The sequence below is a fragment of the Aeromonas sp. R5-3 genome (assembly GCF_040908225.1).
In the GTDB taxonomy this organism is placed as follows: Bacteria; Pseudomonadota; Gammaproteobacteria; order Enterobacterales; family Aeromonadaceae; genus Aeromonas; species Aeromonas dhakensis.
The window spans coordinates 1-15,598 of the sequence record NZ_JBFODH010000011.1 but is presented as its reverse complement, the minus strand read 5'-3'; the positions used below and the strand labels follow the sequence as shown (position 1 = coordinate 15,598).

The following is a 15,598-nucleotide window of genomic DNA, read 5'->3' as shown; positions in this document are numbered from 1 at the left end:
CACGATATGAGACTGGAGCAGGCATCGCGCGGGGATTATCAGGCCCTGATCGCGCTGTGGGAGGCGTCGGTGCGCGCCACTCACCACTTTTTGCCGGAGGAGGAGATTGCGCCTCTGCGCGAGCTCATCCTGGAACATTACTTTGACGCCGTGGCCCTCACCTGCGCCCGCAGCGAGCAGGGGATCGCCGGCTTTTGCGGGGTGCACGAGGGCAATATCGAGATGCTCTTCATCGACCCCGCCCTGCGCGGGGGCGGGGTGGGTCGCCTGCTGGTGGCCGATGCCATCGCCCGGCTGGGGGCGACCCGGGTGGACGTCAATGAGCAAAATGAGCAGGCGCTCGGTTTTTATCGCCACCTGGGCTTCGCGGTGGTGGGCCGCTCGGCGCTGGACGGGCAGGGCAGACCCTATCCGTTGCTGCACATGTCCATTGCGACAGAGGGCACTGACAGGCCAGTGACGCAATCATGAAAAAAACCGCCCTCAGGCGGTTTTTTGTTATGACGGGTTCAGGACTGTGTCTTACTCCTCGTTGGAGTTGTCCTGATAGTCGCCGCGCTGGGCCTTGGGCAGGCGGCGCATGGGGGCAAAGCCGATATCCTCGCCCACCACTTCCCGCTTGCGCGCCGGGGCGGGCTTCTTGCCGCCATCGCTCTTTGCCTTGCTCTTGCCTGCAGCGGATTTGCCGTTGCCGCCCTTGGCATTGGCGGCACCACGGGCGCGCGGCGGATTTTGTACCGGCTTGCTGCCGGGCAGGGTCTGCCGGCTCGGTTTGCCGCTGGGCTCATAGCCGTCCAGGATCTCGACGGAGAGGGATTGGCCGATCAGCGCCTCGATGGCCTTGAGCTGACCCAGCTCGTCCTGGCTCACCAGCGAGATGGCCTCGCCGCCACGACCGGCGCGGCCGGTGCGGCCGATGCGGTGGATGTAATCCTCCGCCATCTGGGGCAGCTCGAAGTTGATCACGTGGGGCAGCTGATCGATGTCCAGACCCCGGGCGGCGATGTCGGTCGCCACCAGCACTCGCACCTTGCCCTCGCGAAAATCCGCCAACGCCCGGTTGCGGGCACCCTGGCTCTTGTCGCCGTGAATGGCGACGGTATCCAGGCCATCCTTTTGCATCTGCTGGGCGAGCCTGTCGGCAATCTGCTTGGTGCGTACGAACACCAGTACCCGCTGCCAGTTGCCGCGGCCAATCATGTGGGAGAGCAGCTCGCGGCGCCGTTCCCGGTCGACCTGGATGATGCGCTGGGTCACCTGTTCGGCGGCGGTGTTGCTGGGGTCGACCTCGATCAGGGTCGGGTCGTTCAGCAGATCGTCCGCCAGCGCCTTGATGTCGTCCGAGAAGGTGGCGGAGAAGAGCAGGGTCTGCCGCTCGGCGGGCAGGGCCTTCATGATGCGGCGGATGTCGTGGATGAAGCCCATGTCGAGCATGCGATCCGCCTCATCCAGCACCAGCACTTCCAGCTCGGTCAGGGTCAGGGCGCCCTGGGTCAGCAGATCCAGCAAGCGGCCCGGGGTGGCCACCAGGATGTCGATGCCGAGCTTGATGGCGTCCAGATTGGGTTTGATGCTGACACCGCCGTAGGCGATCAGGGTGCGAAACGGCAGGTGGTGGGCATATTTGATGATGCTCTCGCCCACCTGGGCGGCCAGCTCGCGGGTCGGGGTGAGCACCAGGGCGCGCACCTGACGACGGCCGCGGCCATGGTTGGCCAGCAGCCGCTGCAGCATGGGCAGGGTGAAGCCGGCCGTCTTGCCTGTGCCTGTCTGGGCGCCGCCGAGCACGTCCTGCCCGGCCAGAATGGCGGGGATGGCTTGCTGCTGGATGGGGGTTGGCTGTTCGTAACCCAGCTCCTTGACGGCCCGCAGGATGTGCGGGGACAGACCCAGTTCGTTGAATGACATGTTCGAGAGAGACTCCTCTGGTGAGCCTTGGGCTCAGCGGGTGACCGGCGCACGGGGCCGGCCACGGGATGAAAGTGATAACGGGGGCGTAATATAGCAAAAGCGCGGCCGCTGCGCAGTAGCTGTCGCACCGGCCGCTCAATTAGGCAGGTTCAGGCAATCAGAGCAGATCGCGGATGGAGGCGACCAGGTTTTCCGGTTTGGTGGTGGGGGCAAAGCGGTCCACCACCTGACCATCCCGGTCGATCAGGAACTTGGTGAAGTTCCACTTGACGTTCTCCAGCCCCAGCAGACCCGGCTTCTCCTTCTTGAGCCACTGATAGAAGGGGTGGGCCTGTTCGCCGTTGACCTCGCACTTGGCCATGATGGGGAAGCTGACCGGATAGTCGAGGGAGCAGAAACGGGCGATCTCCTCGGCATCGCCCGGCTCCTGGTGGCCGAACTGATCGCAGGGGAAGCCCAGGATGACCAGCCCCTCGGGCCCCAGCTCCCGATAGAGTGCCTCCAGCCCCGTGTATTGAGGGGTAAAGCCGCAGCGGCTGGCCACGTTGACCACCAGAATGACCTGGCCCGCGAGGGAGGCGAGCGGCAGTTCACTGCCGTCGAGGCGTTGCAGGGTGAGTTCGGGCAAAGACATGAAAGACTCCTTTGAGTGGGCCCATTCAGGGCACATTGCACCACGTTAACGGGGGCGGCGGCGGGGAGCAAGCCGGAGTGCTCCCTTGCTGGGAGCAGATTGAGTGCGCCGGATCACAGAGTGGCGATCGGGTCGAGATAATGGGGGTCTTGGCGGCCCGGATGGCGTATTGATGGTGGGACTTCTCAAGAGAAGCAAACCGGTTTGTGTCTTGGCCGGGAAGTCGCTAAAAAGCGCCCTCTTTCCACTTGTTGCGAGTCAATCTTGGACTATCAAGCCGTCATGGACGCCATATACACCCGGGGATGGGTGATAGTGGATGATTTTTTAACCGCCGCCGAGGTGGATGCCCTCAGGGCCTGTCTGCCGGACGAGTGGCGACCGGCGGGGATCGGCCGCGATACCCTGCATCAGGACAACCGCGATATTCGCCGGGATCAGATCCACTGGCTCGACGCCTCCCTCGGCGCGCCGGTGGCCGATTACCTCGCACGGATGGAGGCGCTGCGGCTGGCCGCCAACCGGATGCTGATGCTGGGGTTGTTCGACTACGAGGCCCACTTTGCCCGCTACCGCAGCGGTGACTTCTATGCCACCCATCGCGACGCCTTCGCCGGGCGCTCCAACCGCCGCCTCACCTCGGTGTTTTACTTGAACAACGACTGGCAGCCAGAGGCGGGCGGGGTGCTGCGCATGTACGGTGACGACGAGCAGTTTCTGATGGACGTCTCGCCCCGGGGCGGGCGACTGGTGCTGTTTCTATCCGAAGAGTTCCCCCACGAGGTGCTGCCCGCCAACCAGGAGCGCTACAGCATCGCCGGCTGGTTTCGGGTCAACGGCAGCGGCAATGGCCGGCTCGATCCGCCGCGCTGAGCTCTTTTCATCCAATTTCTGACACAGGCGAGAATTTTTATGGCTCTTGTCGGCGGATGGGGCGCCCATCGGCTGACAAGGCTCGATCTCCCTTGCTACACTGGCCCGCACTTATCTTCGTATCTGGCTTCGTCCGGTTTTAATGCGGTTGGGTTTTAAATGGTGATGGCGAAGCCGCTTTTCCCAAGGGATCACATCTAATGAAGAACATCCATGTCTTGCTGCTGTGTGGCGGCGGTGGCTCCGAACACGAAGTCTCGCTGCGCAGTGCCAATTTCCTCGAAAAACAGCTCTCTCTCCTGCCCGGCGTGGAAGTGACCCGGGTCGAGATGTTTGCCGACCGCTGGCTCAGCGCCGACGGCCGCGAGTGCAAGCTGGGGCTGGACAAGCTGCTCTCTTTCGACAGCGTGGCCCGTCCGGTGGATTACGTGGTGCCCTGTATCCACGGCTACCCGGGTGAGACCGGCGATCTGCAATCCTTCCTCGAGCTGGCCGGCCTGCCTTACCTCGGCTGCGACGCCGAGGCGAGCAAGGTGTGCTTCAACAAGATCACCACCAAGCTGTGGCTCACCGCCCTCGGCATCCCCAACACCCCTTATCTGTTCCTGACCGAGCAGGGTGAGGCGAGCCTGACCGAAGCGAAAGCGGCGCTGGCCAAATGGGGCAAGGTCTTCATCAAGGCGGCCTCCCAGGGCTCTTCCGTCGGCTGCTACTCCGCCAGCAACGAAGCGGATCTGGTGAAGAGCATTGCCGATGCCTTCGGTTACTCCGAGCAGGTACTGATCGAAAAAGCGGTCAAGCCGCGCGAGCTGGAAGTGGCGGTCTACCAGTACGGTGACGAGCTGGTGGCTACCTACCCGGGCGAGATCTGCGTGCCGCAGGACAAGTTCTACACCTATGAAGAGAAGTACAGCAGCGCCAGCCACACCGAGACCGCGCTGCGTGCCGAGGGGCTGACCCAGGCCCAGGCCGATGCCATTCACGAGTACGCCCTCAAGGCGTTCCGTCAGCTCAAACTGACTCACCTCTCGCGCATCGACTTCTTCCTGACCGAAGAGGGGGAGATCCTGCTCAACGAGATCAACACCTTCCCGGGCATGACCTCCATCTCCATGTTCCCGAAACTGCTGGAGCATCACGGCCACAGCTTCGCGCACTATCTGGAGCAGATCCTGCGCAAGGCGGTCTAACGGCTTGCCGAACGTGACAGAGGGGCCCGCGGGCCCCTCTGTCGTTGTTACGGTGGGCGATGTCACATGGGGTCAGGAGTGAACAGCCAGATGTGCGCCCCTTGCGGATCCGCAATCAGGGCCATGCGCCCGACCCCCGGGATGTTCATGGCGGGCACCACCACGGTGCCGCCGTGCTGGTTGACCCTGAGCACCCTGGCATCTACGTCATCCACCGCGATATAGGTTGCCCAGTGGGGTGGTACGCCGGCCATCTCGGGATTGCCCCGGGTAGACTGCACGCCGGCGATCGGCCTGCCATTGGCAACCAGCATGGGGTAGTCGCCGCCTTCCATCGCCATGGTCTGGCTCTCCCAGCCGAGCACCTCGGTGTAGAAACGGATCCCGGCCTCGGCATCGGGGAGATAGAGCTCGTGCCAGGTGAAGGTAGTGCCTTCGGCCAGGGCGTGCTCGCGGGCAATGTCTTGTTCTGCCATCGTCGTCCTCCTGTGTCCCATGCGTGGGTGCATGGATTGACGACCAAGTATCAAAGAGGCGTGGCATCCCGGCTTGCCCCAGATGGGGGGCCTTGCTGCGCAGAGGGCGCGCCGTTACAATCTGCCCCCTTTTTGTCCTGCCACAGGCACCGTCAGAGCCGCGTTCCATGAAGCCAATCCCCGATCACGCCGTCAATCGCCTGCGCATCTGGCGCAAGAGCGTCTCGACCCGACCCTTTCTCGCCCGTGGCGGCAGCGTGCCGCGCTGCGAAGCCTGCCAGCTGCGCCACGACTGGTGTGCCTGCGAGTGGCGCCCCGAGCTCAAGGCCGAGGCCGGCTTTTGCCTGCTGATGTACGACAGCGAACCGATGAAGCCCTCCAATACCGGGCGCCTCATCGCCGATGTGCTGCCGCAGACCACCTGGGCGTTTCTCTGGTCGCGCACCCAGCCCCATCCCGAGCTGCTGGCCCTGCTGGCGGATCCCGCCTGGCAACCCTATGTGGTGTTTCCCGCCTGCGAGAAGGAGCCGGCCCGGCTCACTTCTGTGGTGACCCCGGTTCCCGGCAAGAAGCCGCTCTTCATCCTGCTGGACGGCACCTGGCCCGAGGCGCGCAAGATGTTCAACAAGAGCCCCTATCTGGACGGTTTTCCGGTGCTATCCATCAAGCCGGATGCGCTCTCCACCTATGGCATGCGAGTGGCCCACTGCGACGAGCACCTCTGCACCGCCGAGGTGGCGGCCTGCGTGCTGGAGGTGGCCGGCGAGCTGGCGGCGGGGCAGGCGCTGCAGCTGTGGTTCAATCTCTTCAGCAGTCGCTACATGGCGGGCCGGGTCAGCCGGGCCCCCGGCGAGGATGAGGCTCACCTGCAACAGGCGCTGGCCGACCTCAAGGCCGATGGGGCGACCTGCGAGTCTGACGTGGCCTGATCAAGGCGGGCGAGGGGACCGCACGCGTGCCAGCCACGCCATGGAGCGGTTGACTGATGAAAATCAGGAATCAATTGCCTGCCACCGTTTCGTTAGCGTCATGAGCCAAGCCCCATTAGGATAGCGACCTGCAGTGTTTATCAGGCTCATGGCGAGCCTGCGCTGTGCGGGCCCTTGCGGGCCCCGGTCAATTTCGCGAGGCGATGGATGGAACTGGAACTCTTTACCCTGCTTGCCCTGTTTGGCGTGGCCCTGGTGGCTGGCTTCATCGATGCCATTGCCGGCGGCGGGGGCCTGCTGACGGTGCCCGCCCTGCTCGCCACCGGCATGCCGCCGGCCCTGGTGCTCGGTACCAACAAGCTGCAGAGCAGTTTCGGCTCCTTCTCCGCCACCTGGTTTTATGCCCGCAAGGGGCTGCTGGAGTGGGCCATCATCTGGCCGGCGGTCATCTGCACCTTCATCGGCGCGGCCATCGGTACCCTGGCGGTGCAGACCATAGATGCCGCCATCCTGGAACGCCTGTTGCCCTTCCTGCTGATGGCGTTTGCCTGCTACTTCTACTTCTCCCCCCGGGTGAGCGATGCGGAGAGCCAGCGCCGCCTCACCCCCATGGCGTTTGCCCTGCTGGTGGGCGGTGGCGTGGGTTTCTATGACGGTTTCTTCGGGCCGGGGACTGGGTCGTTCTTTGCCATCGGCTTCGTGGCCCTGGCGGGTTTTGGCATGGCGCGGGCCACCGCCCACACCAAGTTGCTCAACTTCACCTCCAACATCGCCTCCCTGCTGTTCTTTACCCTGGGGGGCAAGGTGGTGTGGAGCGTCGGCCTGTGCATGGCGCTGGGGCAGTTCATCGGGGCCCGCATGGGCTCCAAGCTGGTGCTCAAGAAGGGGGTCAAGCTCATCAAGCCGCTGCTGGTGACCGTCTCCCTCTTGATGTCCGTCAAGCTGGTGTGGAGCCAGTATCCCGAGCTCTTTGCCTGGCTGGGCTGACGCCTTGCACAAGGGATCATAGAGAGGGCCCGATCCGCTGGATCGGGCCCTCTTGTTTTTCAGCCCTGCGCCGTCAGCTGCCGGAAATGGGCCTGCAGGGCCTGCACCAGGCGGGCAATGCGCTCACGCTTGAGGCTGTTTGGCCGGTAGACCAGGTGGAGCGGGCGCCCCAGCCCCGGCAGGGGACGGGCCTGCGCCCCTTGCTCGCCCACCAGGGCCAGCAGGCCGGCCGGCAGCAGCACGGGGCCAATCCCCGCCTTGGCCAGCTCGATCAGCGCCAGGTAGGAGTCGAGCTCCATGGCCGGGGTCAGGCCAAGGGCCGCCAGCGGTTCGCGCAGATAGCGGTTGGAGGGGTTGTCCAGATCCATGGTGAGGATGGGTTGCAGCTGCTCGGCACTCTCTTCTTGGTGCTCGGACGCCGCGTTCCCCACCAGATAGAAGGGCTCCTCCAGCAGTCGCTCGGTGCACAGGCCGTGGCCGGGGGGCAGGCGCCCGGCACAGATGCCGAGCAGGGCGTCGCCGCCGCGCACCCGGGCCAGGATCACCGGGGTGTGGTGGGTGGAGAGGGCGATGTGGGGATCACGCTCGAGATAGTCGTGCATGAAGCGGGCGAGGTAGCCCGCCAGCAGGGTCTCGGAGCAGGCGACGGGCAGGGGGGTCTGGTCGGTGAGGATCTGGCTGTCCGTCAGCACCCCCTTCATCTCGGCCAGACTCGGGGCCACCCGGGTGAGCAGCTCCCTGGCCTGGGGGGTGAGGCGGGTGTGGCGCCCATCCGGCTCGATGAGCTTCTTGCCAAGGCGCTGTTCCAGCTGGGCGATACGCTTGCTGACCGCCGACTGGCTGATGTAGAGGCGGCTTGCGACCTTGGCCATGGTGCCCTCGCTCGCCAGCAGGCAGAGTGTCTCCAGCCCTTCCAGTAACATGCTCTCTCCCATCCTCGTCTGTTGAAAGCGGTTACCTTAGGGGCTGGTGGCATCAGGGGCAAGTACCGTTTGTAGCCCGTGCCAGCGGCCAGCGCCACGCCTTGACGGGCGGGGCGAAGATCACCAGGTTGCCGATGAGGCTCACCACCACGCCGACCACCGACACCGGCTGCCAGACGAACCCCTCGTAGAAGGTGGACAGGGTCAGCGCCACCAGAGGGAACAGCACGGTGGCGTAGGCCGCCTTGCTGGGGCCGATGCGCCCCACCAGGGTGAGGTAGGCGGTGAAGGCGATGACGGAGCCGAAGATGGCCAGATAGACCATGGCCGCCAGGTAGCGCGGATCGGTGGGCAGCGTCAGCGACTGACCGAGCAGGGTGACCCAGCCCAGCAGCAGCGCCACGCCGTAGACCATGCCCCAGGGCACCATCTGCAGCACGTGATAGCCCTGGCGCTGGCCGCGGGCCGAGACCAGGTTGCCGAGCGAGAAGCAGAGGGTACCGCCGCAGGCAAACAGCAGCCCCTTCCAGCCGTTTGCACCCAGTTGCGCATCCGCCAGCACGGGCCAGAACAACAGCAGGGTGCCGACGAGCCCCAGCAAGGATCCTTGCAACCAGCGCAGGCCGGGTCTTTTACCCTCGAACAGCCAGAGGTTGAGGCCGTTGAAGATGCTGGCGCTGGCGAAGATCACCGCCGACATGCCGCTCGGGATATAGAGGGTGGCGTGGTAGAAGCAGAGAAAGTTGGTGGAAAAAAGCAGGGCGCCGAGCAGGGCGGCGTAACGCTGGCCCGCCCAGGGCAGGCGCGGGAACTTGCCGCTCACCGTGAGCAGGGCAAACAGTGCCAGCGCCGCCAGGGCAAAGCGATAGAGCACCGAGACCTCGATGGGAATGGGGCCGAGCTGCCAGGCAATGGCGATCCAGGTGCTGCCCCAGATAAGGACGGTGGCAAGATAGAGCATCAGGTTCATGGGGTATCCGGTGAGATGAGTACGACATGGGATCAGCATGCAGCGGGCGGTGGCGGCGGGCTTACACCATCTTGCGGTTTTTTACGGGCAGCCGCAGCCTTTGCCGCCGCGCCGCGTTAAGATGGCGCACAGGGGCCATCAGGCAAGCAACAAGAGGAACAGAGCGGGTGCTGCAGACTAAGCCGGCGGGAGTATTCGATGCACTGGTCAGCACGGGCGCGCGACTGGAGAACGCCTGCTGGCTGGAACCTGGCCTTGGCGTCGCCAGCTGGCGCAACTGTTACGATCAGACCCGCTATCACAAGCCGGGCCACCATACCCTGAGCGTCTACCTGCAGGGGGGCGAGCAGACCGAGCGGCTGGACGGCCCGGGTGGCCACGGCGGCACCGGCAAGGTGTGCATCATGCCGGATCACCACAGGTCCGAGTGGCTGGTGCGCGAGGAGTTTCGCTTCTTCCACCTCTACTTCACCCCGGCCCACCTGACCCGCATCGCCGAAGAGGTGTGCGACAAGGAGGGGCGCCACCTGCTGCTGGAGGACAAGACCTTCATCGACGATCCGCTGGCCGCCAGCCTGGTGCAGGGCCAGCTGATGCAGCTGGACTGGCAGCACCAGGTGGACAGGATGGCGCTCTCCCATGGCGCCTGGATGTTGATGCTGCACGCCTATCGCCACCACACCCGAGAGGCGCCACCGCTGCCCGAGGTGCGCGGCGGGCTGGCACCGGCGGTGATCCGGCGGGTGCAGGAGTACCTGCTGGCCCATCTGGCGGAGCCTGTCACCCTGGCGGCGTTGGCGCAGGAGGCGGGTCTCAGCGAATACCACTTCGCCCGCATGTTCGGCCAGAGCCTGGGCTGCCCACCCCACCGTTACCTGCTGGGGCTGCGGCTCAAGCGGGCCAAGCAGCTGCTGGCCGGCGCCGACTCTCTGGCCAGCATCGCCATCCAGTGCGGTTTCTCGTCCCAGGCCCACCTTGGCAACCGCTTTCGTGAAGCGTTTGGTCTGACCCCGGGTCAGTGGCGCAGCCAGCTGTCATCCTCCTGTCACAGATAAGCGGCAGATTGGTTGGCAACGAGGGGAAGCCTCGTTCCTTCAACCCGCACAGGAGATGCCCTTGAATCATCGCAAACGTCAGACTCGCACTCGCCACCTCTGGTTCAGCCACTGGAACGCCCCCCAGGGCCGACTTGCCGGCGCCACCGTCCCCGAACCGCTCGTTCCTCACAGTTCCCGCTGAAAATCGCCACGACCCGATAGGATTTTCCCGACAACTTTGCCACTATTGCGCCATCAGGATGGACTGGATATGGCCGCATGTTTCTGGAACGCATTGAAGTCAAAGGTTTTCGCGGAATAAATCGCCTCTCGCTCGGGCTGGACCACACCACAGTGCTCATCGGCGAGAACGCCTGGGGCAAGTCCAGCCTGTTGCGCGCCCTCTGGTGTCTGCTGGGCCAGAATGCCGAGCCCTACCAGTTCAGCAGCGATGACTTCCATCAGCCCGAAGATCCCGAGCTCGAGCCGGCCCGCCACCTGCAACTGGTGCTCACCTTCAGCGAGCACAGGCCCCAGATGTGCCTGCACTCCCAGCGACTGGCCCGCCTCGGCGCCGCCTGGATCAAGCACAAGGACAAGTTTCACCGCATTCACTACCGCGCCAGCGCCGAGCTGCAGAGCGATGGCTCCGTCACCACCACCCACGACTTTCTCGATGGCATCGGCAAGAGCCTGGCCATCGACAATGCCCACGAGCTGGTCTGCCTGCTCATCACCATGAACCCGGTGTTCCGGCTGCGGGATGCCCGTACCGCCCGAAGCGGGGTGGAGACCCTGCAGTGGGGGGATCTCTCCGAGCTGCGGCTGAGCGAGCTGGCCGACAAGCTGATCGACGAGCCCCAGCGCATCGGCGAGCCCGAGCTCAAGGAGGCGCTGCAGGCGGTACGCCAGCTGATGGATCACTACTTCAACGCGCTGGCCCCCATCAAGAACAAGCCGCGCAGCCAGCGGGAGATCGTCAACCGCCCCATGACCCTGCGCAATCCCGGCAATCTGCAGGCGCTGCTGCGCAATGCCGACAACCGGGCGCTGCAACTGGCGATGGCGGGCATGGCAGCCACCCTGCTGCAGGCGCGGGGCAACCGGGAGCTGGAGCAGGGGGCGCGCCCCATCATGATCCTGGAAGACCCGGAGAGCCGCCTGCACCCCACCATGCTGGCACTGGCCTGGGGCCTGCTGGAACAACTGCCTGGGCAGAAGCTGCTCACCACCAATTCGGGGGACTTGCTCTCCTCGCTGCCCCTCAACCAGATCCGCCGGCTGGTGCGCCGCCAGCAGGACATTCTCTGTCATCAATTGGGGGGCGAGCGCTACAGCAGCGACGATCTGCGCAAGATTGCCTTCCACGTGCGCATCAACCGCCCCATGTCGATGTTTGCCCGCTGCTGGCTGCTGGTGGAGGGGGAGACCGAGATCTGGCTGCTCTCCGAGCTCGCCCAGATCTGCGGCTACAGCCTGCGAGCGGAGGGGGTACGGATCATCGAGTTCGCCCAGTGTGGTCAGTCACCCCTTATCAAGGTGGCGCGCGACTTTGGCATCGAGTGGCATCTGCTCACCGACGGCGACGAGGCGGGGGTCAAATACGCCACCTCGGCGCGCTCCCTGCTCAAGGGGGAGCGGGAGCGGGACAGGCTGACCCAGTTGCCGGCGGCGGACATAGAGCACTACCTCTACCACAACGGCTTCGAGGCGGTGTTCCGGCGTGAAGCTGGCGTCGGGGGGCGCTCGACCCTCAACGCCGGGCGCATCATCAACAAGGCGATTCACCATCGCAGCAAGCCGGGCATGGCGCTGGCGGTGGTGGAGGAGGCGGAGCGGCTCGGCGGCGAGCACATCCCGCCGGTGCTGCGCCAGATGTTCGCCCGGGTGGTGGCGCTGGCCCGTGGCCAGAGCTGAGCCCTTCGTCGCAGGCTGATGCGCGGCAGGGATTGGGGATGGCGGCGGCTTTGGGTATACTCGGCCCCTTCATCCGGCGCCATCGGCGCGTTCTGAATTCTTGCTGCTGGAGGCGTCATGTTCGTCCAACTCCCTTTTTGGCTCTTTCCCCTGACCGGCCTGATGGCGCTGGGGGCCCTCATCGCCCTGGGCCTGGTGCTCTGGCGCGGTGATCTCTGCCCGGGCCAGCGCTCGCGGATCACCACCCAACTCTTCTCGGTCTGGGTGATCACCGGCCTCTCCCTGATGCTGGCGGTGGAGGCCAAGGCGGCCGACTGGCTGATCTGGAGTGGCGGCGCCGCCCTGATCCTGGGAGTGGTGCTGTCGCTGGCTCAATCCCGGCTGGAGGGCAAGCGCGCCATCCCGGCCACCCTGTTCTGGCTGCCGGCGGTGCCGCTGCTGGTCTATGGCATCGGCTTGCTGCAGATCCAGGGCTGGCTTGGCGGCCTGCTGCAGATGGTGCTGCTGGGGGCGGCCTTCGCCCATCTGATGCTGCTGCGAGCCCGTCACCGTCTGCAGGCATTCAACACCCTGTTGCCGCTGGCCGGGCTGGTGGCCGCCATCCTGAGCCTGCTCTGGCTGGCGGTGCTGGTGGGCTGGCAGGGGAGCGGCGCCGGCCTCGATGCCCTGATCCCCGGCGTGCTGACCCAGGCCGCCCTGCTGATCGCCGCCCTGTTGCTCTGGTTCAGCCCGCTCTACCGCCAGCAGGAGACGGCGCCGGTGGTGGTCTCCACCGCCCTGTGCGGCCTCATCATCGCCCAGATCGCGGCGACCAGCGTGCTGCATCAGCTGGCCTGACCGACCTGCATCATGAAAAAGCCCACCCCGGGCAACCGGGGTGGGCTTTTTGCTGGCTGTTTGCGGCCCTGGTGTGCGGCCTCTAGTAGAAGTCGTCGGCGCCGCAGATGAAGAGGCAGCTGCTGCGCGGCTGGGCCAGGTACTCCCGGGTCAACCCTTCGAGCGGCATGCCGAAGGTGCTGATGTCCTCGGGCGAGGGCAGGGCGGTATCCAGGATCCGGCGCCAGTAGCCACCGACCCCCTTGGGGGGGCTTGGCAGGTTGAAGGTGAGCGGCTCCCAGTAGGCGTTGAACAGCACGTAGAGGGCCAGCCGGGTTTCGCTCGACAGGGCCGACATGGCGATGGCGTGGGAGTGAGGGCCGAAGTCCGGCTGGGCGGCGTTGACCCCATGCCAGCAGATCTCGCTGTGGCGCAGGATCTCGGTCAGCGACAGCGGCATGCTCTCCTGCTCCGGGCGCTGGAACAGGTGCTTGCGATACTGGATCAGCTCCTTCATGAAGCGGAACATCTCCTGCCCCCTGGCATCGGGCTGCCAGTGCATCCAGCAGGTGTCGTTGTCCTGGCAGTAGCCGTTGTTGTTGCCGTGCTGGGTGCGCAGCACCTCATCCCCCATCAGCAGCATGGGGGAGCCCACCGAGAGCAGGGTGGCCACCATCATGTTCTTAGCCTGACGAGTGCGCAGGGCGTTGATCTGGGGATCCTCGCTTGGCCCTTCCTGGCCGTGGTTCCAGCTGAAGTTGTGATCGCAGCCATCCCGGTTCTGCTCGCCGTTGGCCTCGTTGTGCTTGCCGTTGTAGCTGGTCCAGTCCCACAGGGTGAAGCCGTCGTGGCAGGTGACGAAGTTGATGCTCTTCTCCGGATCGGCGTGGTGGTAGTGGTAGATGTCCGGGCTGCCGCACAGCCGCTCCACGAACGCCATCACCGCGTTGTCATCCCCGCGCAGGAAGCGGCGCACGTCGTCCCTGAACTGGCCGTTCCACTCGCGCCAGCGGGCGCCGGCCAGGCTGCCCACCTGATAGAGGCCCCCCGCATCCCAGGCCTCGGCGATGAGCTTGATGTCGGCGATGCGGGGATCGGTGTCGATGGTGCGCAGGGTCGGCGCATTGGCCTGGGGCTGGCCCGATTCGTCCCGCGACAGGATGGCCGCCAGGTCGAAACGAAAGCCGTCCACGTGCATCTCCTGGCGCCAGAAGTGGAGGCTGTCCATGATCATGCGCAGCACCACCGGATGGGCGCCGTTGAAGGTGTTGCCGCAGCCCGAGTAGTTGGTGTCCTTCTGATTGGCGTCGAGGATGTAGTAGGCCTCGTTGTCGATGCCGCGAAACGAGAAGGTGGGGCCATCGTCACCCCCCTCGGCGGTGTGGTTGTAGACCACGTCCAGGATCACTTCTATGTTGGCGCGGTGCAGCGCCTTGACCATGTCGCGAAACTCGGTGAGGGGATCCTCACCGCTGGCGTACTGGGCGTGGGGGGCGAAGAACGACATGGGACTGTAGCCCCAGTAGTTGGAGAGCCCCCTGGGGGCATCCTGGGGATCGAACTGGAACACCGGCAGCAGCTCGACTGCGGTGACGCCAAGGGATTGCAGGTAGGGGATCTTCTCGATAAGGCCGAGGTAGGTGCCGCGCAGGGCGGGGTCGACCCCCGAGTCCGGCGACTTGGTAAAGCCCCCCAGGTGCAGCTCGTAGATCACCGAACGGGAGAGGGAGTGGGCAGGCAGCTTGTCCCCCTCCCAGTCGTAGTTGCGGGTATCCACTACCCGGTTCTTGGCGCAGCAGGCCAGGTTGCTGCCGGGGCGGGCCGCCGCCCAGCGATCGTAGTTGGCGCCCAGCTCGATGCTGCGACCATAAGGGTCCAGCAGTACCTTGTCGGCATCGAAGCGGGTGCCGTAATAGGGGCGCCAAGGGCCCTGGATACGATAGGCGTAGCGCTGACCCAGCCCGATCCCCTCTATATGGATGTGCCAGTAGTAGGCGGTGCGGTTGAGGCGGGGGGAGAGGGGGATCACTTCCGGCGTGGCATCGTCGGCGCCGGCAAACAGCAGCAGTTCGACCCTGCTGGCAAGACGGGCCCAGATGGCGAAGTTGACGCCGTCGTGCTCGGGTGTGGCCCCCAATTGACGGCAATGACCGGCGGAGATGCGCATGATAAACCTACCCAAAACGAGGAGTTACAAACCATCTGAGTGTAGTGCGCCAGCTTGGCCCACAAGCTGCTTGCCTGAAAAAACCGCGCTCTGTTGCAAATTCCTGCGATTTATGCCGGTTTAATCTACGAATGAAGTTTTTTTAGGATATTTACTTGCAATCTGAGCGCCGGCGCCTATTATTGGCGACCTCAGACGCGGGGTGGAGCAGCCCGGTAGCTCGTCGGGCTCATAACCCGAAGGTCGTCAGTTCAAATCTGGCCCCCGCAACCATCTGAGTTCTTGCATCAGCCTTGTTTCACAATGTGTTGATAAACAAGAGAATTCGAACAGGCTACTGCTCAGCCTGAACGAAAAAATATGGACGCGGGGTGGAGCAGCTCGGTAGCTCGTCGGGCTCATAACCCGAAGGTCGTCGGTTCAAATCCGGCCCCCGCAACCAACTAATTTGTGTCCATGGCAGGCGATGCCGCGCGGTGGAGACGAAGACAGCAAGGGGCATCTGCTCTGTCTCTTGTGGTGGCAGTACAATTCGGACGCGGGGTGGAGCAGCTCGGTAGCTCGTCGGGCTCATAACCCGAAGGTCGTCGGTTCAAATCCGGCCCCCGCAACCAACTATTTGTGTCCATGGCAGGCAATGCTCTGCGGTGGAGACGAAGACAACAAGGGGCATCTGCTCTGTCTCTTGTGGTGGCAATACAATTCGGACGCGGGGTGGAGCAGCTCGGTAGCTCGTCGGGCTCATAACCCGAAGGTCGTCGGTTCAAA

14 protein-coding genes and 3 tRNA genes are annotated in these 15,598 nt (G+C 64.7%); 11 read left to right on the top strand and 6 right to left on the bottom strand.

Going from position 1 to position 15,598, the window contains the following annotated elements; all coding sequences use genetic code 11:
* The first annotated feature begins 6 nt into the window (after positions 1–6).
* Entirely contained in the window at positions 7–471 is a 465-nt protein-coding gene (locus tag AB5Y95_RS05285) for an acetyltransferase (RefSeq protein ID WP_065017690.1), read from the top strand.
* 51 nt (positions 472–522) lie between these two features.
* On the opposite strand, the gene AB5Y95_RS05280 is transcribed toward AB5Y95_RS05285, so the two are convergent.
* Both AB5Y95_RS05280 and AB5Y95_RS05275 read right to left on the bottom strand, forming a co-directional pair.
* On the bottom strand, positions 523–1,908 hold the full coding sequence (locus AB5Y95_RS05280) for a DEAD/DEAH box helicase (protein ID WP_017780180.1): 1,386 nt from the start codon (positions 1,906–1,908) through the stop codon (positions 523–525).
* Between the two features lie 160 nt (positions 1,909–2,068).
* On the bottom strand, positions 2,069–2,545 hold the full coding sequence (locus AB5Y95_RS05275) for a glutathione peroxidase (RefSeq protein WP_065017689.1): 477 nt from the start codon (positions 2,543–2,545) through the stop codon (positions 2,069–2,071).
* 264 nt (positions 2,546–2,809) lie between these two features.
* Here AB5Y95_RS05275 and AB5Y95_RS05270 point away from each other — a divergent pair, with 264 nt between their 5' ends.
* Entirely contained in the window at positions 2,810–3,418 is a 609-nt protein-coding gene (locus AB5Y95_RS05270) for a 2OG-Fe(II) oxygenase (protein WP_019838799.1), read from the top strand.
* A 200-nt stretch (positions 3,419–3,618) separates the two neighbouring features.
* Positions 3,619–4,608 (top strand): D-alanine--D-alanine ligase, encoded by a 990-nt coding sequence (locus AB5Y95_RS05265; RefSeq protein WP_065017688.1) that lies wholly within the window; start codon positions 3,619–3,621, stop codon positions 4,606–4,608.
* A 62-nt stretch (positions 4,609–4,670) separates the two neighbouring features.
* Here the strand turns inward: AB5Y95_RS05265 and AB5Y95_RS05260 are convergent, their stop codons facing one another.
* Positions 4,671–5,084, bottom strand: a complete 414-nt coding sequence (locus AB5Y95_RS05260; protein ID WP_124250978.1) for a VOC family protein — start codon at positions 5,082–5,084, stop codon at positions 4,671–4,673.
* A 167-nt stretch (positions 5,085–5,251) separates the two neighbouring features.
* On the opposite strand from AB5Y95_RS05260, the gene AB5Y95_RS05255 reads away from it, so the two are divergent.
* Both AB5Y95_RS05255 and AB5Y95_RS05250 read left to right on the top strand, forming a co-directional pair.
* Positions 5,252–6,013 (top strand): tRNA-uridine aminocarboxypropyltransferase, encoded by a 762-nt coding sequence (locus AB5Y95_RS05255; RefSeq protein WP_368159818.1) that lies wholly within the window; start codon positions 5,252–5,254, stop codon positions 6,011–6,013.
* Between the two features lie 207 nt (positions 6,014–6,220).
* A complete protein-coding gene (locus AB5Y95_RS05250) occupies positions 6,221–7,000 on the top strand; it encodes a TSUP family transporter (protein WP_010634092.1) in 780 nt (259 codons plus the stop codon).
* Positions 7,001–7,059: 59 nt separating this feature from the next.
* Here AB5Y95_RS05250 and AB5Y95_RS05245 read toward each other — a convergent pair whose 3' ends face one another.
* Together AB5Y95_RS05245 and AB5Y95_RS05240 are read right to left on the bottom strand one after the other, a co-directional pair.
* A complete protein-coding gene (locus AB5Y95_RS05245) occupies positions 7,060–7,923 on the bottom strand; it encodes a LysR family transcriptional regulator (protein WP_010634091.1) in 864 nt (287 codons plus the stop codon).
* A gap of 52 nt (positions 7,924–7,975) precedes the next feature.
* Positions 7,976–8,893 (bottom strand): DMT family transporter, encoded by a 918-nt coding sequence (locus AB5Y95_RS05240; RefSeq protein WP_026139174.1) that lies wholly within the window; start codon positions 8,891–8,893, stop codon positions 7,976–7,978.
* 167 nt (positions 8,894–9,060) lie between these two features.
* Here AB5Y95_RS05240 and AB5Y95_RS05235 point away from each other — a divergent pair, with 167 nt between their 5' ends.
* From AB5Y95_RS05235 to AB5Y95_RS05225, 3 genes are all read left to right on the top strand, one after another.
* Complete coding sequence (locus AB5Y95_RS05235) at positions 9,061–9,948, top strand: AraC family transcriptional regulator (RefSeq protein ID WP_362816046.1); 888 nt, start codon at positions 9,061–9,063, stop codon at positions 9,946–9,948.
* A 261-nt stretch (positions 9,949–10,209) separates the two neighbouring features.
* Positions 10,210–11,847, top strand: a complete 1,638-nt coding sequence (locus AB5Y95_RS05230; protein ID WP_368159813.1) for an ATP-dependent endonuclease — start codon at positions 10,210–10,212, stop codon at positions 11,845–11,847.
* 117 nt (positions 11,848–11,964) lie between these two features.
* Positions 11,965–12,684, top strand: a complete 720-nt coding sequence (locus tag AB5Y95_RS05225) for a hypothetical protein (RefSeq protein WP_017780170.1) — start codon at positions 11,965–11,967, stop codon at positions 12,682–12,684.
* Positions 12,685–12,766: 82 nt separating this feature from the next.
* On the opposite strand, the gene glgX is transcribed toward AB5Y95_RS05225, so the two are convergent.
* Entirely contained in the window at positions 12,767–14,830 is a 2,064-nt protein-coding gene (gene glgX / locus AB5Y95_RS05220) for a glycogen debranching protein GlgX (protein ID WP_126881923.1), read from the bottom strand.
* A gap of 196 nt (positions 14,831–15,026) precedes the next feature.
* Between glgX and AB5Y95_RS05215 the strand changes: the two genes are divergently transcribed.
* From AB5Y95_RS05215 to AB5Y95_RS05205, 3 genes are all read left to right on the top strand, one after another.
* A tRNA-Met gene (locus AB5Y95_RS05215) sits at positions 15,027–15,103 on the top strand.
* 92 nt (positions 15,104–15,195) lie between these two features.
* Positions 15,196–15,272, top strand: a tRNA-Met gene (locus AB5Y95_RS05210).
* 95 nt (positions 15,273–15,367) lie between these two features.
* Positions 15,368–15,444, top strand: a tRNA-Met gene (locus tag AB5Y95_RS05205).
* Positions 15,445–15,598 lie beyond the last annotated feature (154 nt).